Below are 23898 nucleotides of genomic sequence, written 5' to 3'. Positions count from 1 at the left end.
GGGCTAGTTATCTATTTTTATACTGTTTTTCCAACCGTTTGGAGTAGCTTCAGAAGAAAAATTCCATTTAGAAGCATAGCTTTCGGTTAGTCTTGCCTTAATATATTTAATTCCTGTGCCTTCTACTATCTTTTTTTCTGTATCTCTCACTTTGGCAATCGTTAAAAATGTATAGATTTTATAAGTATCACTGGTTTCAAAAATTAATTTGAATGTTATACTATTGTCATCATTTGGGAGGCCATGAGTTATTCCATTTTCTAATAAGGTATGTAGTATTGCCGGAGGTATTTTTTGATTAGGATCTATATTTTCTTCTTCCCAATGATATTTTATTTCTTTTCGATACTCCATAATATCAAGATGCGAACGGCATAATTCTATTTCCTGACCAATAGGAATTAGAGTTTGATTTTCTATTTGGTTAAAAAGTTTAAATTCCTGAGCCAGCGCTTCTATAAAAGCAACTCCTTTTTGTGGAGATTCTTCAACCCAATCTATCAATGAAGTTAGAGTGTTCATCAAAAAATGAGGTTGAATATTCTTTTTAAGCAATTCTAGCCGAAGGCGAGTAGATTGTACTAAAGATTCTTCATAAGCAAGTCGCTGTTCTTTTGTTCTTACAGAGAGTATATAAAACATACTAAGAAGGATAATCCCAAAACCTGCAAAAAGACTGATATCATAATAAGTAATAGCATTTATGAGCGCACATATGAGCAATGCTAATAGTACTATGATAGCCCCTTTCATTCTTTTATAGATCCCAAAAACTACTATCCCAAAAGAAAAAAACCACATGGTCATGGCCATATTATAAGCAGTATAATCATGATTTTCATGTTGTATTGAGAATACATATATTAGAACACCTATATATATCCATAAAATTATCTTCTGTCTGGGAAAAGGAAATTGTAATGAAAAGTATAGAGGAGTCAAAATTGCAATAATAAAAGTTAGAACTCCTATAACTTCCAATCGAATGTGATGTTGACTATAGTGAATAGGAACATAGAATTTAACATATTCCATCATGATCAAAGCAAAAAAGAGAAAACAATTAATGCTAAAGATCAAGATTGGATATCCTTTGTTTTCACTTAAAAAAAGAAAAAAGAAATATAGAGAAGCTAATAAGAATGCACCCGCAAAAATATGCATAAAAGCTGTATTGATAAGCCCAGATCGTACCAAATGATCATAATCGTCTACGTATACATAAAGTTTTCTAGAATGATCTGGATAATAATGTAGACTGGTTCGTAATGCTAATACGTGGGATCCCTTTGTTGCTAAAGTGTCAGGAATACTAAAAGTAGCCCATAACTCACCCGATGAATCATGAGTAGTTTCTTGTCCGGGATTTCCGTTTTCACCAATAAGTACACCATCCCAAAAGACATCGTATTCCCCAAAGGTATTTATAAATATCCCATAACGTTGGAACAATTCGGGGGACTTTGTAATTTCAACCTCGGTTCTGGACCAAAAAACTTCTCTTTCGGTTACATCTACTTTATTTTTCCATTGTTGGTCATTCCAGTTTTTGGTAGCCCATTCTGGTTGATCTCCAAGTTTATATCGTGAATCATTTGTTTTAGAAATACGATCTCTAGAACAGGAACTTACCAGCAGAACAGTGAATACTAAAAGGAAACGGTATAGTGATTTAAAATTCATGTATCATAAATAGTATGAGACAAAATTAACTTAAAAACAGGACTTCTTAGAGCTGTTCATCCATATATAGAGCAGTTGATGAAAAATACCTTGAAAAGATACTGACTAAAACCGAGTTTTACCCCAATCAATCAAAAAACAACAGTATGTGATACCCCGTAATCTATTAGACTGTAATGAAAATCTAAATGAATACTGGCGATTCCATCTGATAACTAAAACAAGTAAATAAACAGATGAAACAAAATTTAAATGCCTTACTAATAGTATTGTTTTCAATAACCTGTACTATGGCACAACAATCAAAAAAGGGAAATGCAGAAGTTACCGGAAAAGTAATTGAGAATATCACAAACGAAGCTTTACCATTTGCATCGGTAGTTTTAAAAGATGCAACACAGCAATTAGTTGAAGGAGTAATTACTAATGAGGAAGGAGTGTATATTATTATGGACATTCCTGTCGGAAATTACAATTTAGAGGTAACATATACCGGGTTTAAAGCACACTCAGAACCATTGGAAATCAAAGAATCTCGTCAAAAAATAAATCTAAAACCTATCCTGTTATTAGAAGAAACAGTTTCCCTTGATGAAGTAAAAATTACTACCGAGGTATCACAAGTTTCTTTACGTTTAGACAAAAAGGTATTTAAAGTAGGTAAAGATATATTATCACAAAGTGGTTCGGTTACAGATGTATTAGGTAATGTACCATCGGTTGCAGTAGATCCATCAGGAGCGGTACAATTAAGAGGTAATGCCAACGTTACTATTTTAATTAATGGTAGACGTTCTGGCTTAACATCTGCCCAGGCATTAGAACAAATTCCATCTGATAATGTAGATCGGGTAGAGGTAATTACTACCCCTTCTGCAAGATATGATGCTTCAGGATCTGCAGGGATCATAAATATTATTCTTAAGAAGAATACCAAAGGAGGACTAACAGGACAATTAAGAGCTGTTGTAGGAACTCCGGATGATTATAGATTATATGGGAGTTTTAGTTATAAGGCAGAAAAATTCAACTTTTTTGCTAATGCCGGAATACGATATACAGATTATGAAGGAGAGTATACTAAACAACAGACATCTACCAGAAATAACACTACTGTACATTTAGACCAACGTGAAGATCAGGACAGGCATGATGATGGAAAATTAATTTATGTTGGTGCAGACTACTATCTCAATGAAAACAATGCTATCACAGCTGCTTTTTATAGAAATCAAACAGAAGATACAGATGAAACAATGCTTTCTTATGGATATACTTCTACTACGACGGCAATTGATAGTATATTGACTACGCTAGGAAATTCTAAAGAAAAAAGATCTTATAACCAGCTTGAAATGAATTATACCAAAACCTTTGCAAAAGAAGGAAGGAAATTAACTTTTGACCTACAGTATGATTTCTGGGATAGTACAAAAAAATGGGGGGTACGCACTCAAAAAGTGACACCTGCAATTACACCAATATCAAATTTAAGAACAAAATCTACAAACAAGAATAATGATATTGTTTTACAATCTGATTTTGTGACTCCTTTTGGAGAAAATACAAAACTGGAAATCGGAGCTAAGTTTGAAAACAGGCATGTAACCGATGGGTTTATTGCCGAAGAGTTTGTAAATGATAACTATCAACTATTGGATAACCTGGATAATGAGATAGCGTATGATGAGCGTATTGTTGGAGGATATGTTCAATACGGAAGTAAGATAGGTAAGTTTAGCTATTTACTAGGTTTAAGAATAGAAGATACTAATATCAATATCAAAGATGAGGAGGGTAGTTTTAATAACACTAATGCCTTTACGAATCTATTTCCTACGTTAAATTTAGGATATGCTATAGGTGAAAAAACAAATTTTCAAGTAAGTTATAGTAAAAGAATAAACAGACCATCGCTATGGCAGCTAAACCCATTTTCTGAACTTGAAGATTTTAATACTCGATTTTTTGGTAATCCAACATTAAAATCTGCATTTACAGATGCTGTAGAACTATCGCTTCTACAAAAAGGAACAAAATTCACAATAAACCCGAGTATTTATTATTCCTATACTACAGATGATACGCAATGGTATACTACTCAGAATGATGATGGTATTTTTGTAAGTACAATCATCAATTTAGATTTAGAAAAACGATATGGTTTTGAGCTTTCAGCTTCTTATAACCCTCTAAAATGGCTTAGTTTTAATGGAGATTTTAATGCCTATCGTTTTGATCAGGAAGGTACAGCTGGGACACAAGAACTAGACTTCTCTGATGAAACATGGCAGACTTCTTTAAGCACTAGAATAAAACTCGAACATGGGATTACAATTCAAAGTAGGTTTAATTACCAGGGAGAAAGAGGTAATGCTCAATCCAAAAGAAAATCAATTTCATATCTTAATTTGGGAGCCAGTAAAAAGTTATTTAAAAATAAGGCGAATTTGATATTTAATGTTAGTAATGTCTTTGATAGTCGTAAAACCCGACAAGAGATAACCGGTACAGACTTTTTTGTAAACCAGATGAGAAGTCGTAATGGTGCGAGATGGTCATTGAGTTTTGTATATAAGTTTAATGGTAAATCGGGGCACAAAACCAGACGAGTACAACGAAGTAATAGAAATTAATTGGTTACATAACTATATTATCGCTTATATAATACAAAACATTATAACAATGAGAAATCACAATTTTATATTTTTAATACTTGTATTTGCACTATTTTTAAATGCTTGTAATACTAAAAAACATAAACCAAAAGGTGATGATTCGCTAACTACAGAAGTATCTTATTATTTTGGTCAAAAACCTCCAGGTTTAATTCCCGAAATTTTTGCTCCTGGAATTATTTCAATAAATGGAAGATATGAACATGGTATTTCGTTTTCTCCTGATTTAGATGAGGTATATTTTTCAGCTAATAAAGAAGACGAAGATCCAAGTATCTATTTTTCAAAATTCGAAGACAAAAAATGGACAAATCCTAAAAAAGCAAATTTTACAAAAGGCAAAAAAGTTGGCGAAATGCATCCATTTGTTAGCCCTAATGGTAAAAATATTCATTTTGCAGCCCATGATTCTTTTACATCGCCTCACCATAAAGAATCAGTTAAAACTTGGTATGTAAACCGCTTCAAGAATTCCTGGAGTGATGCTATACAGCTTGATTCACCTATAAATGATGATTTTGTTTTTTATTCGAATGAAGCGAAAAACGGAGATCTTTTTTATACCAATGTGTCAAAACGAAAAATGTATTATGCACCTAATAAAAATGGCAAATTTCCCCAAGTACACGAAGTTGGAATTGAATCTGGATTTCACGGTTTTATTGCCCCATCCCAAGATTTTTTAGTAGTAAATGCTAGAAACAAAGAAGATGATCAAAGAAAGAGCGATATATATGTCTATTTTAAGAAGAAAGACGGAACATGGTCAAAACCAATTAACCTTGGAAATGAAGTAAATTCTAATTTTGCTGAAACATGCCCTAGTATTACTCCAGATGGTAAATTTTTATTTTTTGGCAGATATAACGAAGAAGGTGGATTATCAAACTTTTATTGGGTAAGCACAGAGGTTATTCATAAAGTAAGACCAAATGATTTTAAGAAGTAATTATAAACTTAGCACACATAATTTGGATACTAATTGTGTATACTTTGGATAACAAAAAAATAGTCAAGAGAATAGTAACTTCAAAAGTTATTATCTAATCTACTAAAGCAACAAAATTATAATAATTCAAAGAACAGTAAAAACGATTTCAAAAGCCTTGCCATCCAGTAAGGCTTTTATTTTTAACCATATTATAATCATAAAAAACAGAGTAAACTTGTTAAAACTCCATTCAATCATGTCATTTATCACAAAACTTTAATAGCAACCACTTTGGCTATTAAATTTGATAGGATACAAATACAAAATTTACAATTATGCGAATGCCTTTTTCAGAATTTATTACTAGTGGTGATTTAAAATTTATTGTTCTCTTTACCATATGTACTGCTATCGCTGGTTATCATTTTTTTAAAAAATTACAAACTAAAAAAAGTCAAGAAAATCAGGAGTTGGCTAAACATCATAACTTAAAAATTTATAATGCTGCTTTTTGGATAGGTATTCTAAGCGTTTTGTCCTTATTACTTGGATTAATGCATAGTTTCTATTTTATTGGAAAAACAGGAGGGATAGCTCCAGAGTTAATCTTTCAAGGAATTTCTAATACATTAATTACTCCTGTACTAGGGATTTGTTTATTTATTATTTGTAGAATTTTGCATGGAATAAGCAATTCTAATTTGCCAGCATCTTAATTGCTCTTATGAAACATGTAATTTTGTTTAAACTGCTGTAAATATTACTTCAATAACTGGATAATATTTGTTTTATATATTTTTCCGATAGGAATAATATGATCGCCGATACCTATTCTGTTTCCTTCAATACTTTTAATATGTTTTGTCGCTACTGCAAATGATTTATGAACCTGTAAAAAATAATCTTTTGGTAATGATTCTAAAAGATCAGAGATTTTCTCTCTAACCGTTATTGTTTCGGCCGTTGTGATCACTTTAGCATAATTTCCTGCGGCTTCTATATACTGGATAGTATCAATAACTACCTGTATATATTTTTTGTTGCTGTGAAGAAAAATAGTTTTTGCCGTAGTGCTATTTTCAACGACTTCAGTTGAGAGTTGCACTGCGGGTGATGAACTTACTGCCTTGTTTATTGCTTTTAGAAAACGTTCGAACCCAAAAGGCTTTAACAGATAATCAGCGATGTTAAGCTCATAACCTTCTAGAGCATATTCCTTATACGCCGTAGTTACAATAACTTTGGGGGGAGAAGGTAATGTTTTTAAGAATTCAAAACCTTTTAATTTTGGCATATTGAGATCCAGAAAAATTAAATCTACCTTGTCTTTATTTAAATATTCAAATGCTTCTAATGCATCATAGCAATTCTTCATCAATTTCATATTAGGGAGTAAATCACAGTACCCTTTAATAATATCATGAGCTATATGTTCATCATCAATAATTAAGTATTTGATCATAATTGATTTAATATTAGTTGCGCTTTATAAACATCTCCTGTTACGGTATAGGATATAGAATGCTTCTTAGGATAAACGAGTTCAAGTCTTCGCTCCAGATTATTTAAACCAATTCCTGATTGTTCTGTATTTTCTGAAGGATCAAAATTATTCTCAACCTCAAAACGTATTTCATTTTCTCTGGCAGTCATATCAACATGAACATAAGCATTCTCTCTTAAATTTTCTACACCGTGCTTGAAAGCATTCTCTAAAAGTATAATAAAAAGTAAAGGCATCACCTTGTATCCTTCATTTTCAATTTGAAGATTAAAATTAACAGATATAGCTTTATGATAACGCATCTTATGCAATTCAATATAATTTTTTAAGTATGCCACCTCTTCTTCAAGTGTAACTATATCTTTTTGTCCATCATAAATACTATATCGCATCATATCAGAAAGCTTAAGAATCAATTCTTTTGCTTTCTTTGAATCTTTATCTACCCAACCGTATAAATTATTAAGCATATTAAAAAAGAAATGAGGATTTACCTGGCTTTTTAAATGCAATAATTCGGTTTTTGCTTTTTCATTTTTTAATGTTAAAATCGATTTTATTTGTTTGAAAACCCATCGAGTTATTAAAAAAATGATCAACGGAAAATAGATAAAGACAATAATAATCAATGCGTCATTGTTCTCATAGTTTTCGAGTAATATCAAAACTCTTCCTCCGCCTATTACAAAAGACCAAAATGCTATTTTTTTTATTATCGATTTAGAAATAGGAGGAGCTCCTTTTTTCTGGAGGTAGTAATTTCTGATAAGTACAATACCAAAGATCAAAATATAAATAAACAATAAGATAAAAACAGAGGTAAATGCGGGTTGATTTGGGTGAGATTCAAATATTCCTGTAAAACATATTAATCCTGTTAAAATCGTAGTGATTCTGATTTCATTTTTTGTCCATAATCCAGAGGAATTTCTTTGTTTTTTTCTATTGAATAACCAGGAGAGCAGTAAATACCCGATACTACTAACTGCCAAAAAAACGAATAAAGTGCCTGTAAGCTCGATATCTGAAGCCATGCAAACAAGCCCACTAAACCAAAAAAACATGGATATCCCAAAGGAGAATATCGTTCGTTTATATTTTCTAAATAATAACATCATATACCCAAAACTAGGGTAATAAAATGGTACAGCCAAAGAAGTTGATAAACATACTCTATACAGGTTTCAACTTCTAGAAAAGTGTGATCAAGTCACTTTATACTCACCAAAAGCCTTTGTATCCCTTACCAAACCATACTCATCACATTTATCATAATATCACTAGGCTTGGCTATTATGTTTGGTCAAAATAATTCAATCAAAAAACGAACAATTATGGAATTAGTCATTAAAAACTTAACAAAGACATATAAAAACGGAGTGAAAGCGATTAACAATCTAAATCTTGAAATAGGAACAGGAATGTTTGGATTATTAGGGCCTAACGGTGCTGGAAAATCTACACTAATGCGAACTATTGCTACGCTTCAGGAAGCAGATGAAGGTACAATCACATTTGGAGACTTAGATGTCTTAACTCAAAAAAATGAAGTACGAAAAATTTTGGGATACTTACCGCAAGAGTTTGGAGTATATCCTAAAGTATCTGCAGAAGTATTACTGAATCATTTGGCGGTACTTAAAGGATTGACAAATACTAAAGAAAGAAAAGAAGTTGTTAAGGCCCTTTTACATAAAACAAATCTGTATGATCACAGGAAAAAAAATATGGGAGGTTATTCTGGCGGAATGAAGCAACGTTTTGGTATAGCACAAGCGTTACTTTCTAATCCAAAACTCATTATCGTAGATGAACCTACCGCTGGTCTCGATCCTGCAGAACGAAACCGATTTTATAATTTGCTAAGTGAACTTGGCGAAAATACTGTTGTCATCCTTTCTACTCATATCGTTGATGATGTTAAGGAATTGTGTACTAATATGGCTATTGTTAATCGGGGAGAAGTACTTCTGAAAGGAAACCCGGTTAAAACTATCGAGCAATTGAAAGATAAGGTATATAAAAAAACAATTTTGAAAAATGAATTAGAGCACTATAAACAACATCATGTGGTGATCGCAGAAAAATTCCTACTTGGTAAACCTGTCATTCATGTACTTAGTGAAAGCGATCCGGGAGATGGATTTATACCGATTCAGGCAGATTTAGAAGATGTGTATTTCTCGCAAATTTTTGGTAGAGATCAACATCAGAATGCATTGTCATAAATATAGACAGATCTAATATTTTCATTTCAAACTAATCTCAACTAATATTATGTGGTACGAAATACTAAAATTCGAAATTAAGTACAGAGCCAAACGCCCTGATACCTATATATACTTTGCTATTGTGTTTTTATTTTCTATAGTAGCTGCAGATTTTCTTATGGATAGAAACTCTGGTGCTATGGGAACAAATTCTCCTCAGGATATAGCTAGAATAATGGCAATTGTCTCTGCTTTTTTTACTATGGTTACTTCTATGATCATGGGAGTAGCTGCTTTAAGAGATTTTGATCATAATATGGAATCTCTAATGTTTATAAATCCTATTAAAAAAAGGGATTATCTAATTGGACGTTTTATAGGATCATTTATCATATTACTTTTTATTTTCTGTGGTTTGCTTTTTGGACTTATGTTAGGTGAGTTTATGCCTTGGCGTGATGCAGAGGTTATGTTACCTTTCAATTTCTGGCATTATCTACAGCCTTTCCTGTATCTGGTTATACCCAATATATTCTTTTGTGGGGCAGTCTTTTATGTTGGAGGTGCTTTAAGCCGAAAATTGATGGTGGTATACATTCAGGGTGTGTTTTTATTGATGGCATATATCGTAACACTTACATTATTAAAGAATCCAGATAATCGCTTTTTTGCTGCTCTACTGGACCCTTTTTCCTTTCAAACGATTAGCGTATTAACTCAATTCTGGACCAAAGCAGAACGAGGTATATTAATGCTTCCTATAGAAGGAGTACTACTATACAACAGGTTGCTATGGATAGGGTTAGGGATAATTACTTTGATGATAGGGTATTATAAGTTTAATTTCAATTTGATTAGAGGCAAAGCCTCAAAAAAGAAACTAATAGCTATTTCTGAAGAAGAAAACAAGTCTACTGTACACCATTTGGATAGTCAAGTTCCAAAGGCTGACTTATACTTTGGTACCAAAGCTACTATTTTTCAATTCTGGAAGCACGTCTTATTTAATTTTAAATCAATTCTTAAAGAAACTTCATTCTGGGCTATTGTTATTTGTGGGATGAGTATCATATTTATCAATTCTATAAACCTGGGAACTTCTTATGGTGTTAATAGTTATCCCACTACATATATTATAGTCGAAGAGCTTCAGGAAATGTCTATATATTTCTTCTTAATGATTCTTTTATTTTATTCTGGCGAACTTGTATGGAAAGAAAGAGATACGAAATTGAATGGTATCTACGATGCCATACCCTTATCTGATTTTATCAATTTGGCAGGTAAATTTATTGGGCTTATACTTATATATATAGTATTAATGTCAGCTTTAATATTGGCAGGAGTAATTTTCCAAACATTAAGTGGGTATTACCACTATGAATTGGATGTATATTTTTATGGTTTTTTTATTGAAATCTTTCCATTTCTTATCCTTTTAACATTTATTTCCTTTTTTTTTCAGGTTCTGACGAATCATAAATTCTTAGGACATATTATGGTTGTAATCTTCTTCTTTGTTGCATTTATTTTGCTAGAAGTATTAGAGTTAGATCATGGATTATACACTTTTGGAGGAGGAGATTTAGGAACATATTCAGATATGAATGGTTACGGGCATTTTCTATGGCCATACATAAGTTTCAAAATATATTGGATTTTGTTTTCTATTATTCTATTTATTATTACCACCATATTTTCTGTAAGAGGTACAGAAACACATATAAAAAAGCGATGGAAACTAAGTAAACAACGATTGACCAAGCCTTTGATAAAGCTAGGTGCTGTTACTATCATAATTTTTATATCATTAGGGAGCTATATTTTTTACAATACCAATATTCTTAATGAATATTCATTTCCGAAGGAAGAGAGTATGTATAGGGCAAATTATGAGAAAATACTCAAACATTTTGAGTATTTGCCACAACCAAAAATTGTAGATGTAAACTTAAAAGTAGATCTTTTTCCATACGATAGAGATTATTCGGTCGAAGGATACTATGTGTTAACGAATACGCATAATACAGCTATTAATGAGGTTCATATTCAAAAATTACCAAATTATCAGGTAGCAATTGAATATATCGAATTTGAAAATGGAGCTACAGTTAATAATGATAATGAAGAGTATAGTTATTATGTCTATAAGCTAAATACACCTCTGAAACCGGGAGATTCTGTTAAAATGGAGTTTAAACAAACATTTACTACAAATGGCTTTGTAGAAAAATCAAATACAAAAATTGTTTATAACGGAACATTCTTCGATAATTTCCATTTCCCAACACTAGGATACAATAGAAACCTCGAATTACATGATGATAATGAACGTGAGGAGTATGATCTGAAACCTAGAAATAGAAGAGCCAAAATAGATGATCCGCAAGCAATTAAACAAGGTAGATCAAAGGGAGATGGAGAAGAAATTAATTTTGAAATGATTATAGGTACTGATAGCAGTCAAATCGCTATTGCTCCTGGATATTTACAAAAGAAATGGAAAGAAGGAAATCGTAACTATTATCATTATAAGATGGATAAACCTATGTCTAATTTCTATTCTATTGTTTCTGCAAAGTACGAAGTATTAAAGGATAAATGGATACCTAAACATGATAGTTTGGGTAGTTCTGTTGACTTAGAAATTTATTATCACAAAGGGCATGAATATAATCTAGACAGAATGATGAAAGGAATGAAAACATCTTTTGATTATTTTAGTACCCATTTCGGCCCATACCAATACAAGCAAATGCGAATATTAGAGTTTCCTCGCTATCAGACTTTTGCCCAATCTTTTCCAAATACAGTACCCTTTTCTGAAGGTATCGGATTCCTGATGGATATTGATGATGAACATGATGTAGATATGGCTTTTTATGTAACCGCTCATGAACTGGCACATCAGTGGTGGGGCCACCAGGTAAACCCTGCTGCTGTACAGGGAAAATCAATGATATCTGAGGCTTTAGCTCAATATTCTGCTATCATGGTCCTAAAAGAAGCTTATCCCGACGAAAAGGTACAGCAATTTATTCAAACAGAAATGAATCGTTACCTAACCGGAAGGGCAGGAGAACAAATAAGTGAGATGCCTTTGTCGTTAGTAGAATCTAAACAAGAATATATTCATTATGGTAAAGGTCTGGTTAATCTGTATGCTTTGCAGGATTATATCGGAGAAGATAGCGTAAATCTTGCTTTAAGAAATTTTATTAGAGATTGGAATAGTTACGATGGCTTATTAAAAACAAAGACAGAAAGATATCCAACTACAATAGATTTACTTGGTTATTTTAGAGAAGTCACACCAGATAATCTACAGTATATTATTGTTGATTTATTCGAAACAGTGACATTATATGAAAATAAGACAACCAAAGCAGTATATGAAGAGCTTTCAAAAAATGCATTTAAAGTAAACCTGGCATTAGACGTTACAAAATATCGTATTGATAGTACAGGAGTAGAAAAATCAATACCTATACAAGATTGGATTGATATTGGCGTATATGGAGAAGGACCTGATGGAGGAGAAGAGTTAATTTATTTAGAGAAACACAAAATTACCGATCAGGTAATGCAATTAGAAATTCTTGTGGATCAAAAACCGATCAAAGCTGGTATTGACCCGCTGAATAAACTAATCGATAGAAAAACTGAAGATAATCTGCAAACACTTATCAATAGTAAGTAAAATAACAAGGTAATTTCATAATCAAGTCAATTACTATTAATTAAAACCAACCTCTAGAACTATATGATTATAGAGGTTGGTTTTTTAGAATTTCATGCTAGTGAATTAAAACCCTATTCCGCCACCGCCATTACATTGTATAGCAGTAACATATATAGTTGCATAACTACTACCATATTGATTGGTAGTTTTGAGTGTAATCGTATAATTACCGGTATGATTAGTAATCATGGTTATGATGTGTCCAGGACTAACATTAGTATCTACATAAAGATTGGGGGAGTTCGAAGTAAGTTCATAGGTATCTGCCCCGGGAGATACAGGGAGTATATATGAATCTTGCTGAACAAAAACATTTGTACATATTGTTGGATCAGGGAATCTGGTATATGCTTTTGGTAATCCTACCCAAGCGACTGGATACAAGTATTCTATAGCAGTGATATCACCAGCACTAAAATTATTTATAGTACAGGCTTGCCCTCCATTCATAACAGATTGTGCATCTGTTCCTGGTGTTCCTGGAATCAAACTTCCAAAACCTTGATTGGTATGAGTAATTCCCAGATTATGCCCCAATTCATGTTGAACATTAGAAATTCTCATATTTTGAGTGATAGGTCCACCACAAAATGTATTAGATGCAAAATCTGGGTTTATCCATATTCTTACACCTGGCAGGCCATTAGCTGTGGGAAATTCTCCTCTTCCAAAAACATTGTTAGCCAAAGTAACACTTGGATCTTGCGAATCATACATAATCCGAATATGTGCATTAGCTGTAGATGATGTGATATTTAAATTTAGACTAGAGTTAACTGCATTCCAACGGTTAATAGCAGCTGTAGATGCATTTCTCCAGGCCAAATTCATTCCGGGATTTATGTAGACATTAATATTGCTAATTGTTACAGAATTGGGATGTCGTCTTTGTTTAGCTACGGGGTCTATTACTGGAGAATGGTATTTTTTGTTTTTGTAAAAAACAATATCTCCATCTACCAAATAATAACTTCCATAATCTTCAATAACATTTTCTGGAAACCCTAAATTCATTATGGTTTTAAATACCGAATCATTTCCATTTTCTATTAAATTTTCGTTGTCTGGTAAGCTGTCTTTTGAGCATCCAAAGAGAAGGATGAAAAGAAAACTTAAAATTAATAGGTTTTTTAATGAGTTTTTCATTTTAAGAGTATTTTTGGTTATGCCTTACCTTGTTTTCAGGAGTGTTCAGGTCAAGTTATTCTCCTTTTATCATAAAAATACTTACTAATATTTATTTTATTTCGATTAGGCATCCTGAATATTTTTATACTTCTAAAAAAAAATAGGGGGATTTGCCTCTTTTTTTAGAAGTATATTTTCATTAATTTTAAATACTTCAATCGTTGCATAATATCACCCCGATTTTGTATTAACTAACAGTAATTAAGTCATTATAGATGCTTAACTATGATTTTATTCATTTGTTAATCAGATTGGTAAGTTCCTGTTATAGCTAATAGTAATAAAAAGTAATTTCTAAAATGAATATACAAGAACAAATTATTAAGGGCTTTTCTACTACCTCTAGAATGTCAATACATAGTGAGGAGAATATAAAAAAAACAACTCGTTTTTTTACTACTGCAAATGAGATTTTAGAGAAATCAATTAATGATCCGCAACGTAAATTAAAGAACAAGTTTACTACTGATGGTCTTATAAAAAAAGAACTTATATCTGATGCTACAGTTAATGAAAACTATGCAGGAGAATCTATAGAAAGACCTGTTGTCGATTTGGTTCAGCAAGGTGGGGGCATGTACGGAATTGCATTATTAGGGTATACCTACATTATGGAAAAGATTGGTATTCGGTTTTATAGTCATGGGGGAACAAGTGCTGGGGCAATCAATGCCTTATTTCTGGCGTCCATCCCTAATACTATATATGCAGAAGATTCAAAATTTCAATATAGTGATAAATCACATCAGGCTACTAAATCCGAAATACTTACTCATATCATTGCAAATACAGATTTTAGTAAGTTCATGGAAAAAAACGGAATAATTGGATGGTTACAGCAAAAATTACTTAGAAACTATAAGTCTATTATCTTAAAACTTTTTTTAGGTGTTTTTTCCATTGGCTTTCTTGTTGGTATATACGGGCTTTTTGGCATTGTTTTTAATATCACAAATGGAGTTTCGGGAACAGAACTTCGATTTTTTGATTTTATAATAGGAACTATAAATGTTGCAGCACTTCTAATATTTATTTATATCCTTTTTGTGAAAATATTAGACAAGGATTTTGGTATTAATACCGGAGAAAGGTTCTATAGTTGGGCAGAGAATCTACTATTGTCAATACAAATAGAGACCAAAAATGACCTTACAAAAAGGATGGATCTGGTAAAATTGGTTAAAGCAAAAAAAGGGGACAAACCACGATTAGTGCTAATTACCTCTAATTTGACTCATAATCGTATTGTGAAATTTCCAGAGAGGGCAGATGATTATTGGACTACCCCGGGGAATATAAAACCAGCAGCATTTTTAAGGGCGACGATGTCAATTCCTTTTATTTATAAAAATTTCATTCCTGGTAGAGAGCACTATAAAAATGAAATGAAGACCGAAAATTCAGTAAAGCTTAATGCAAGGTTTGTGGATGGGGGAATGCTCTCTAATTTTCCTATTCGAGAATTTCATAGAAAAGATAATGTTGTGCCAAGATTTCCAACGTTTGGTGTTCTCCTTAGTGAAAGGGTAGTAGGTAATCAAAAAGAAAGTATAAACCCATCGAAAAGTGTAAAAAAACTAGAAGATATTACATTGATCGGATATATCACATCTTTCATAAGTACATTCAGAAATTTTTATGACAATGATTTTCTATTTAATAATAAAGAAATTGAGAAAAGGGTAGTAACTGTAGATACAAAAGATCATAATTGGTTAGACTTTTGGATGGATGATATAGAAAAAGCAAAACTCTTTAATAAAGGTGTTGATGCCGCGATCAGACAAATTGAACAGTTTGACTGGACAACCTATAAAGATATACGTGAAGAAAAAATTAAAAACCTGAAGTAATGAAAAGGCTAAATTTTTATAGCAACCTCTGGAAAATTAATGTAATACTAGTTGTGATATTAGGAGTTCTATTTGCATATATACCATCGATACAAGTAGAGCATCTTATTAATATTCAATTTTCTAATTGTTCGTCAGAATTTAATGATTTAATTAAAAATCCAATATGTTTTAAAAACAACACTTATTTTGATTTTGTTTTTATTATAGCCTATTCATTTCTCTTCTATTATTCACTTCGGGTCTTTGAGGGTACCTTAAGTTTAAAGCTTAGGCCTTGGTTTTTTATTGTTTGTTTTATCCCTGGGATATTTGATATTGTAGAAAATTTATGTGGTTTATATTTAGTGGATTTGATAGGTAGTGATACAAACAAAAATGCATCCAGTATATTTTATGTGTTTTATTGGTTTGTTAGGCTGAAATGGGTTTTTGTGATCTTCTTTATATTAATGACACTAACCATTTCACTTTATTACCTGGTATTTACTATGGAAAAATGGGTCGAGATTCTTTTTTTTCGTAAAAAAATGAAATGATTATAGATCTTTCATTTATAAATATACCCAATCAAAGACCAAAAGTACCTTTTTATTGGTATTTTTGATCTGATAAGTTGATGATAGCTTATAGGATTAGTAACCAACTACAAAATACAAATATATAACCATGAAAAAATTTAAAATGAGTACTAATTCTGAGGTCAAACTTAATGTAAAAATTAGCACAGAGGCTTTAGTAGGTACTAATGTTAAACTAGATAGTAAAATCATAAAAAAAAGCAGCACGTACAACTTTTCTGCGAATCTAGGTAATAGTAGTGATATTGTAGATAAAAAACTTAATGTAGTAACGAACTGTTTTGTAACCGATGAAAACATTGATCCAATTCTGGAAAATACTGTTTTTAAAATCAATTTAAAAGATGATGAAAATGAACAAAATTATGAGGGCAAAAAACTAAAAATTGATGATGAATTTTTCATTGTTTTTGATGTTATTGAATTAATTAAAAATTAGGACGATGAATTACAAATCTATCTTATCTATTGTTGTCTTAGTACACCTCTCATATTTTGGCACGGCACAAGAGGGTAAAACTGACCAAAATCTAAGCGATTTTACTATGAGCAATCCCAGTTCTCCAGCATTTTTATTAGTAGGAGAGTCCCCGACAGAAATTTATACACCTACTAACCTGAAAGCATTAGCACTACACGTATTCAATAATTTTGGAGAAAGCTTTTCGATAGAAGTAGCTCCTTACTTTTTTATTAATCGGAAGAGTAAGAACAGAACATACTATAAATATATTGGTATAGAAGAGGATAAGGCCACGGGAGAGATTAAACAGAAACCATTTAGAGGATTAAATACGACCACATTATCTGCTGCTTATGTCGATAAAGAATTCGAAGGCATTGAAGGTAAAAGAAAAACCTATTCTATAGGATTACGAACAACTTTGTTACGTTTTTATGATAAAGATAAAATATATAATGAGGCAAAAAAAGTTGGCGATATTCTTAAAAACCTTGATAGCCCTCCTGTTAGTGTATTAGCAGATGCTAGCGGAGACGATCCTGTAAAACGTGCAATAGCAGAGAAAGCTATTATTGAGCATTATAAAAAAGAAAAAGAGAAAATAAGTCCGCAATTAAAAGAGTTTAAAAAAACCACCAAACCCTATGTAAGTGTGGATGGAGCTATTGGATATAGTGCATTGTTTAAAGGAGATAAGATAGATTCTGGCACAGCTAATCGTCTTGGAAGTTGGATAACAGGGCAAGGAAGTTTGATTCTAAATGAAGGGTCGGATAGTGAACGAAATAACTATCTTAATGTATTGGTAACTGCCAGATATATCGAAGATGAGTTTAATATTGGCGATAACAACCAGTTTTTCAAAACATTTTATCGGGATCTGGGAGCAAAAGTAGAACTTGAAATAGATCGATTTTCGCTGGCATATGAATATATTTCTCGTAATGGAAGTATCAATAGTGAGCGTTCGGTAGGAACTTTAAAATATATACTTTCAAAAGATATCACATTGATAGGTGGTTTTGGAAAAGATTTCCCTGTAGATGATAATTTGGTTACAGTATTCGGAATCAATTGGGGAGTAAATTTTGGAGGGAAAGTTGCAATGAAAGAATAATATAGAAGAAAACCTATATGGATACTGCTCATCAGTTAATTCAAACAATCGACTCTGCAATTTTTAGCATTCAGGGTCGTCAGGATTATAAAACCATACAATTTAAAATTGAAGACAATAAAACCTGCTTATCTGCTTCAGAGGTTGTGTATCACTTTAATCAATTTAAACAAATTGTTTTAGTATCACAAGAAACCCAAAAAAGCATTTCGAATACAGAACTACAAGAGGTTTCTATAATTATATCTACAATTATTAAAAGTAATACGTTAATAGCATCTGAAGGACAATTAGATCTCAATCGTACAATTTCACCAAGTTCTGCAATAGAAGAAAATGTAGTCTTAGAAGTTTTACTTAAGGCTATTCAAGGTATATAATCATAAGTTTCTACATACTCCTTAATCACGCTTACCATACAAAATAGAATCGTAATATGCTTGGGTTGTGTAGTTATAGAACAATAAAGCAAGTCCAAAAACTAAGAATTATATTTTTTTTATTACATTTTTTATATTTTATAATTTAAATTGTGGCAATGATTTAAAAAGAGGCTTATTAAAAACTAATTTTAAATACTTTATGAAAACTAAATTCATCTATTCACTTCTAATTTTTACGATGTTCTTTATGGCATGTAATACAGAAAAAAAACCTGATTTAGAACCTTATCAATCCATTGAAGCTCCTGTAGCCAAAAAAATTGCAGAAGAGTTAAAAGCGCATGGAGATACACGTATCGATAATTATTTCTGGATGCGCCTAAGCGATAAGCAAAAAAACGCAGAAACACCTGATGCTCAAACACAAGATGTACTGGATTATCTTAATGCCGAAAACGATTACAAGAATGAGGCAATGAAACATACAGAAGGTTTGCAGAAAAAATTATATGATGAAATTGTAGGGCGTATTAAAAAAGATGATTCTTCTGTTCCTTATAATGATAATGGTTATTCATATTATACTCGCTATGAAAAAGGCATGGATTATGCTTTATATTGTCGTAAGAAATTAGATGACAGTGATAAAGAAGAAATCATGCTTAACGGGCCAGAACTTGCAAAAGACCACGCTTATTTTGCTATAGGAGGTCGATCTGTAAGTCCAGATAATGAGCTTTTGGCCTATAGTGTAGATACTGTTTCCCGACGTCGTTATGTAGTTTATTTTAAAAACCTGGAGTCAGGAGAAATGCTATCAGATGAACTTAAAAATACAGGAGGAGGAGCCGTATGGGCAAATGACAACAAAACGGTTTTTTATGCATCTAAAGACCCTATAACACTTAGACAAGATAAGATATATAAGCATGTATTAGGAACAGATCAATCTAAGGATGAGTTAGTTTTTCATGAAAAAGATGAAACTTTTAGCTGTTTTATATTTAAATCCAGATCAGATAAATACCTTATGATTGGTAGTAGTCAGACCTTATCGACAGAATATCGATATCTAGATGCCAATACTCCTAATGATGAATGGAAGATCATTCAACCAAGAGAAAGAGATTTAGAATATGGTGTTGATCATTATGATGATCATTTTTATATAAGAACCAATCTTGATGCTAAGAATTTTCGTTTGGTAAAAACGCCAATTACTGCTACTGCAAAAGAAAACTGGGTAGATGTTATCCCACATCGTGAAGATATTCTACTACAGAGTTTTGTACTCTTTAAAGAACACTTGGTTTTACAAGAACGTGTTAATGGGTTACGTACTATTCGTGTTATGAAATGGAATGGTGATAATGATCATTATATTGAGTTTAATGACCCTGCTTACCTATCATACCCAACTACTAATCTTGATTTTAATACCAATATTTTACGATATGGATATACCTCTTTAACAACTCCTAATAGTACAATTGACTATAATATGGATTCGAAAGAGCAGAAAATCTTAAAAGAACAAGAGGTATTAGACCCAAATTTCTCAAAAGATAATTATGTATCAGAACGTCTCTATGCAACTGCAAAAGATGGTGTGAAAATACCAATTTCTATTGTGTACAAAAAAGGAATTGAAAGAAGTAGTAAAACACCTTTATTACTATATTCTTATGGTTCATATGGTAGTAGTTCTGAGCCAAGCTTTAGATCAAATAGGCTTAGCTTATTAGACAGAGGATTTGTGTATGCTATGGCGCATATTAGAGGAGGACAAGAAATGGGAAGACATTGGTATGAAGATGGTAAGCTCCTTAAAAAGAAGAATACATTTACTGATTTTATCGATTGTGGAGAATTTCTGGTTAATGAAGGGCTTACAAGTTCAGAACATATGTATGCAATGGGAGGTAGTGCCGGTGGTCTATTGATGGGAGCTATCTTAAATATGAAACCAGAATTATGGAATGGTGTTGTGGCTGCTGTACCTTTTGTTGATGTAGTCTCTACTATGATGGACGAAACTATACCACTAACTACATTTGAATTTGATGAATGGGGAAATCCTAAGAATAAAGAATATTATGACTACATGAAGTCATATTCTCCCTATGATAATGTCGAAGCAAAAGCATATCCAAACCTATTGATCACAACAGGCTATTGGGATAGCCAGGTACAATATTGGGAACCTGCAAAATGGATTGCTAAACTACGTGAATTAAAAACAGATAATAATATGTTGATCATGGATTGTGATATGGAAACAGGTCATGGTGGAGCATCTGGGCGTTTTCAACGGTATAAACGTACCGCTTTATACTATGCGTTTATGATGGATCTGGAAAAGATAAAAGAATAAAACTCGATTTATAAATAAAAAAACCGGTAATAATAAATATTCTTACCGGTTTTTTTTGTGCCAAATAAAGGAAATACAAATAAAAATTTCGATCATAACGAATCCTATAAACAGTAACTCAAAAAACTTAAATGATACTTCTATATTTGTAATCAATTTTTACTGCATTATTTTTATACAAGCTTATGTATTTGATATTTTAGTCTAAATATGAATTTATATTCTCAAATCTTATTTTTCTTTGGTGCACTTGGGGTTTTTAATAGTTTCCTGGTAAGTCTTTATTTTATAATTATAAAAAAACCTAAAGATTTTTCAAATATACTATTCGGAGTCTTTCTCTTATTTTTAAGTGAACGTGCATTACGGTCTCTTATCTATTTTTTTAGTGATACTACACCAAATTCGTATTCAACATTTGGCCCCATTACCTTTATTTTTATTGGTCCTTTTTTGTTTTTATATGTACTATCTATACTTAAATTAAATACTAAAAGCATTAACTATTGGAAATATCATATAGCATTTTGGATAGTTATAGCAATAGGTATACATCTTATATATCCTTTCAGAAGTGATCCTATATTTTGGAAAAGATATATTTTGGTTTCTATAAATGTTCAATGGTTATGTTATATTCTGCTTTCGGGATATTATTTGGTTAAAAGAATGAAAGACATATCTAAAAAAGAAGAGAAATTCCTACCTATTAATTTATGGCTAGTGTTTTTACTTTTAGCAGTATTAATCCTGTGGTTGATATTTTTCTTTACGAAATACTCTTATTTTGTAATAGGATCTATCACCTTTTCAGTATTGTTTTATTCTTTCTTCCTTTATTTTCTTCTTAATAAGAAACAGAAAAATCAAATTTTTGGGGATGAAAAAAAGTATGCAGATAAAAAGATTGATAACGCAACGGCAAAAGTACTGGTAGGAAAATTACATCTTCTTATGAGTGAGCAAAAGTTGTATAAAAATCCAAATTTGAAATCTTCAGACATTGCAAAAGCACTTCATATATCCACGCACCAATTTTCGCAATTGCTGAATGATAATTTAGGGAAAAGCTTTCCGGCATTTGTAAATGAATATAGAATTGAAGAAGCAAAGCTAATAATTAGGTCAAATACTAAATATACATTAGATGCAATAGGAAACGAATCTGGATTTAATTCAAAATCAACATTTTACACAGTGTTTAAAAAGCTTGTGGGTATGACTCCAGCAAAATATAAAGAACAGTTTTAAGTTCATATTTATAAATTCAAACCAAAACAGTATAGTTTCATACTTATAATTGTAACAAAACTTTGTTTTTTGCGAAAGAATTTATCAATCAATACAAAATGAAAAAACAAATCAAAGTTCTTTTTAATGTGTTTATATGCACATGCCTATTAACAAGCTGTATCTCGCAAGAGAAAAGCAAGACAGATGTTCTAACAAATAATGATTCTACTGCTGCGTCTAAGAAATCAATTGTAGAAACGATTTCTACTATTTCTGACACAAGTATTGAAGAAATTATAGCGCATTATCACAGGCTTAAAAGAGAAAATCCCGAAGCTTATAATTTTGATGATGAAAATGAGCTTAATAATTATGGTTATCAATTATTAGATATGGGTAAAATAAAAGATGCTATTAAGATTTTCGAACTATTGGTTGCAGAATTTCCAAATTCTTCAAATCCATATGATAGTTTGGGAGAAGCTTACCATGCCGATGGTAATAAAGAATTGGCAGTTCGAAACTATGAAAAATCTCTTAAGCTTAATCCTAAAAATATAAATGCAGAAGATTGGATTAATAAAATTAAATATGCAACATATGATTCTACAAGGTTTCATAAAGTGTATTCAATAAAACAATATAAAAATGACTTAGACGAATTAGGTCGTCGATTAACAGAAGTTAACCCTAATGCCTATAAATTCATTACTAAAGATGATTTCTGGAAAGCAATAGAAGTAAAAAAGAGCCTGATTACAGAACGTACAACTTTTAGTGAATTTATCTGGTATTGTAGTGAGATTATAGCAAACATTAGTTGTAGCCATACATCAATGGGGTATTTTAATCAAGAAAGAAAGATGATACCTATAGATTTACGCTTTCCTATAGAAGTAAAATTAATTAATGATAAATTATACGTGTCAGATCCACTAATCAATAGAAAGATAGTAGCGGCTAAAAGTGAAATTACCTCAATTAACGGAATTGAATTTGAAACTATCAAAAACGAAATTTATAAACATATCTCATCACAAGGTAATATCGAAACATACAAAAAGAACTTCATTAATTCACATTCTACATCGATCATTCCTTATGCACTGGGTTTTCCAAAATCTTATGTAGTGACTATAAAAGGAAAATCTAAGCCTGTTGAATTAAAAAAACTCAAAAACTACCAAAATAATTTTCAAGAACTCCCAGAATATTTGTGCAAAGAGCGGTTGTGTTTACAGTATATAAATGATAATACATCTGCAATGATGACAATACGTTCTTTTGCCTATTATGGAAGTAAATTCCCAGAATTTAAAGCATTTGTGGATACTAGTTTTAAAGAACTGGAACAAAAAAAGATTAAAAATTTAGTTATTGACGTAAGAGGAAATGGTGGCGGACCATCTGATGCCGGTGTTTATTTGCTCAGATATCTTGCTCAAAAACCATTTGTATACTTTTCAAATTCTCAGTTTAATGAAAAACTAGAGCCCGTTCAACCATTTGAAAATAGATTTAATGGTAATTTATATTTTACTATTGATGGAAATGGTGGTTCTACTACCGGGCATTTTATGTCGTTGGTAAAACACTTAAAGTTAGCAACCCTGATTGGAGAAGAATTGGGCTCAAATCAATTCTGCACAGGTGGACAAAAAAGACTTAGACTACCAAATACCGGTATTATTTATGCTGTGAGCAGAAACACCTATGTAACCACAGCAACTTCACTTCCTGTTGATCGTGGTATTATGCCAGATTATACTATTACACAATCTATAGATGATTACCTAAACAATGTAGACACTGTTATGGAATATACTCTGAGACTAATTAAAAAAATGTAATGGAACCCTGTTGTAAAAATCATGATATAGGAAAGAGGTGTTAAAGTTTGTGTTAAAAACAACTACGCTACAGATAACCAATTAGTCTAAATAGATACTTTTGTTGGT

The 23898-nt window shown here is 31.6% G+C and carries 16 protein-coding genes; 12 read left to right on the top strand and 4 right to left on the bottom strand.

All coding sequences use genetic code 11. The features are described 5' to 3' along the window. Window positions 1–3: 3 nt before the first annotated feature. The gene (locus DG435_RS01990) at window positions 4–1683 is read right to left on the bottom strand and encodes a histidine kinase (protein WP_108840552.1); all 1680 of its coding nucleotides are present in this window, start codon (window positions 1681–1683) and stop codon (window positions 4–6) included. Between the two features lie 236 nt (window positions 1684–1919). On the opposite strand from DG435_RS01990, the gene DG435_RS01985 reads away from it, so the two are divergent. The 3 genes from DG435_RS01985 to DG435_RS01975 all read left to right on the top strand — a co-directional run bounded on the left by DG435_RS01985 (window position 1920) and on the right by DG435_RS01975 (window position 6008). Then, window positions 1920–4319: a TonB-dependent receptor domain-containing protein gene (locus tag DG435_RS01985; RefSeq protein WP_106793595.1), complete on the top strand. Its 2400-nt coding sequence runs from the start codon at window positions 1920–1922 to the stop codon at window positions 4317–4319. A 49-nt stretch (window positions 4320–4368) separates the two neighbouring features. Next, the gene (locus DG435_RS01980; RefSeq protein ID WP_106793598.1) at window positions 4369–5310 is read left to right on the top strand and encodes a PD40 domain-containing protein; all 942 of its coding nucleotides are present in this window, start codon (window positions 4369–4371) and stop codon (window positions 5308–5310) included. Between the two features lie 317 nt (window positions 5311–5627). Continuing rightward, window positions 5628–6008 (top strand): MotA/TolQ/ExbB proton channel family protein, encoded by a 381-nt coding sequence (locus DG435_RS01975; RefSeq protein WP_159025652.1) that lies wholly within the window; start codon window positions 5628–5630, stop codon window positions 6006–6008. A 44-nt stretch (window positions 6009–6052) separates the two neighbouring features. Here the strand turns inward: DG435_RS01975 and DG435_RS01970 are convergent, their stop codons facing one another. Both DG435_RS01970 and DG435_RS01965 read right to left on the bottom strand, forming a co-directional pair. Beyond that, complete coding sequence (locus tag DG435_RS01970) at window positions 6053–6754, bottom strand: LytTR family DNA-binding domain-containing protein (protein WP_106793593.1); 702 nt, start codon at window positions 6752–6754, stop codon at window positions 6053–6055. Then, entirely contained in the window at window positions 6751–7914 is a 1164-nt protein-coding gene (locus DG435_RS01965; RefSeq protein WP_234387135.1) for a sensor histidine kinase, read from the bottom strand. The genes DG435_RS01970 and DG435_RS01965 overlap by 4 nt, the downstream gene beginning before the upstream one ends. A gap of 216 nt (window positions 7915–8130) precedes the next feature. Here DG435_RS01965 and DG435_RS01960 point away from each other — a divergent pair, with 216 nt between their 5' ends. Then, on the top strand, window positions 8131–9024 hold the full coding sequence (locus tag DG435_RS01960; RefSeq protein ID WP_106793597.1) for an ABC transporter ATP-binding protein: 894 nt from the start codon (window positions 8131–8133) through the stop codon (window positions 9022–9024). 49 nt (window positions 9025–9073) lie between these two features. Beyond that, window positions 9074–12706: a M1 family aminopeptidase gene (locus tag DG435_RS01955; RefSeq protein ID WP_106793591.1), complete on the top strand. Its 3633-nt coding sequence runs from the start codon at window positions 9074–9076 to the stop codon at window positions 12704–12706. A gap of 105 nt (window positions 12707–12811) precedes the next feature. Here the strand turns inward: DG435_RS01955 and DG435_RS01950 are convergent, their stop codons facing one another. Beyond that, window positions 12812–13894, bottom strand: coding sequence for a M57 family metalloprotease (locus tag DG435_RS01950; RefSeq protein ID WP_106793590.1), 1083 nt, complete (start codon window positions 13892–13894; stop codon window positions 12812–12814). Between the two features lie 341 nt (window positions 13895–14235). On the opposite strand from DG435_RS01950, the gene DG435_RS01945 reads away from it, so the two are divergent. From DG435_RS01945 to DG435_RS01910, 7 genes are all read left to right on the top strand, one after another. Further along, a complete protein-coding gene (locus tag DG435_RS01945; RefSeq protein WP_106793589.1) occupies window positions 14236–15789 on the top strand; it encodes a patatin-like phospholipase family protein in 1554 nt (517 codons plus the stop codon). A 669-nt stretch (window positions 15790–16458) separates the two neighbouring features. Further along, complete coding sequence (locus DG435_RS01935; protein ID WP_106793587.1) at window positions 16459–16809, top strand: hypothetical protein; 351 nt, start codon at window positions 16459–16461, stop codon at window positions 16807–16809. A 4-nt stretch (window positions 16810–16813) separates the two neighbouring features. Beyond that, window positions 16814–17950, top strand: a complete 1137-nt coding sequence (locus tag DG435_RS01930) for a hypothetical protein (protein ID WP_106793586.1) — start codon at window positions 16814–16816, stop codon at window positions 17948–17950. 17 nt (window positions 17951–17967) lie between these two features. Then, a complete protein-coding gene (locus tag DG435_RS01925; protein WP_106793585.1) occupies window positions 17968–18330 on the top strand; it encodes a hypothetical protein in 363 nt (120 codons plus the stop codon). Window positions 18331–18532: 202 nt separating this feature from the next. Continuing rightward, window positions 18533–20707 (top strand): S9 family peptidase, encoded by a 2175-nt coding sequence (locus tag DG435_RS01920; protein ID WP_106793584.1) that lies wholly within the window; start codon window positions 18533–18535, stop codon window positions 20705–20707. Between the two features lie 210 nt (window positions 20708–20917). Beyond that, window positions 20918–21958 carry a helix-turn-helix domain-containing protein gene (locus tag DG435_RS01915; protein WP_106793583.1) on the top strand — a complete coding sequence of 347 codons (1041 nt, stop codon included), beginning with the start codon at window positions 20918–20920 and terminating at the stop codon, window positions 21956–21958. A 98-nt stretch (window positions 21959–22056) separates the two neighbouring features. Next, a complete protein-coding gene (locus DG435_RS01910; RefSeq protein ID WP_106793582.1) occupies window positions 22057–23790 on the top strand; it encodes a S41 family peptidase in 1734 nt (577 codons plus the stop codon). The last annotated feature ends 108 nt before the right edge of the window (window positions 23791–23898 follow it).

The sequence above is a fragment of the Aquimarina sp. Aq78 genome (assembly GCF_900299525.1).
GTDB lineage: Bacteria > Bacteroidota > Bacteroidia > Flavobacteriales > Flavobacteriaceae > Aquimarina.
This window is presented reverse-complemented; position numbering and strand designations above follow the sequence as displayed.

What these genes read in the sequence shown, in the direction of transcription:
- DG435_RS01975 (WP_159025652.1), top strand. Translation starts at nt 5,628, where the DNA reads ATGCGAATGCCTTTTTCAGAATTTATTACTAGTGGTGATTTAAAATTT.
- DG435_RS01925 (WP_106793585.1), top strand. Translation starts at nt 17,968, where the DNA reads ATGGATACTGCTCATCAGTTAATTCAAACAATCGACTCTGCAATTTTT.
- DG435_RS01980 (WP_106793598.1), top strand. Translation starts at nt 4,369, where the DNA reads ATGAGAAATCACAATTTTATATTTTTAATACTTGTATTTGCACTATTT.
- DG435_RS01915 (WP_106793583.1), top strand. Translation starts at nt 20,918, where the DNA reads ATGAATTTATATTCTCAAATCTTATTTTTCTTTGGTGCACTTGGGGTT.
- DG435_RS01930 (WP_106793586.1), top strand. Translation starts at nt 16,814, where the DNA reads ATGAATTACAAATCTATCTTATCTATTGTTGTCTTAGTACACCTCTCA.
- DG435_RS01990 (WP_108840552.1), bottom strand. Translation starts at nt 1,683, where the DNA reads ATGAATTTTAAATCACTATACCGTTTCCTTTTAGTATTCACTGTTCTG.
- DG435_RS01950 (WP_106793590.1), bottom strand. Translation starts at nt 13,894, where the DNA reads ATGAAAAACTCATTAAAAAACCTATTAATTTTAAGTTTTCTTTTCATC.
- DG435_RS01965 (WP_234387135.1), bottom strand. Translation starts at nt 7,914, where the DNA reads ATGATGTTATTATTTAGAAAATATAAACGAACGATATTCTCCTTTGGG.
- DG435_RS01920 (WP_106793584.1), top strand. Translation starts at nt 18,533, where the DNA reads ATGAAAACTAAATTCATCTATTCACTTCTAATTTTTACGATGTTCTTT.
- DG435_RS01955 (WP_106793591.1), top strand. Translation starts at nt 9,074, where the DNA reads ATGTGGTACGAAATACTAAAATTCGAAATTAAGTACAGAGCCAAACGC.
- DG435_RS01985 (WP_106793595.1), top strand. Translation starts at nt 1,920, where the DNA reads ATGAAACAAAATTTAAATGCCTTACTAATAGTATTGTTTTCAATAACC.
- DG435_RS01935 (WP_106793587.1), top strand. Translation starts at nt 16,459, where the DNA reads ATGAAAAAATTTAAAATGAGTACTAATTCTGAGGTCAAACTTAATGTA.
- DG435_RS01910 (WP_106793582.1), top strand. Translation starts at nt 22,057, where the DNA reads ATGAAAAAACAAATCAAAGTTCTTTTTAATGTGTTTATATGCACATGC.
- DG435_RS01960 (WP_106793597.1), top strand. Translation starts at nt 8,131, where the DNA reads ATGGAATTAGTCATTAAAAACTTAACAAAGACATATAAAAACGGAGTG.
- DG435_RS01945 (WP_106793589.1), top strand. Translation starts at nt 14,236, where the DNA reads ATGAATATACAAGAACAAATTATTAAGGGCTTTTCTACTACCTCTAGA.
- DG435_RS01970 (WP_106793593.1), bottom strand. Translation starts at nt 6,754, where the DNA reads ATGATCAAATACTTAATTATTGATGATGAACATATAGCTCATGATATT.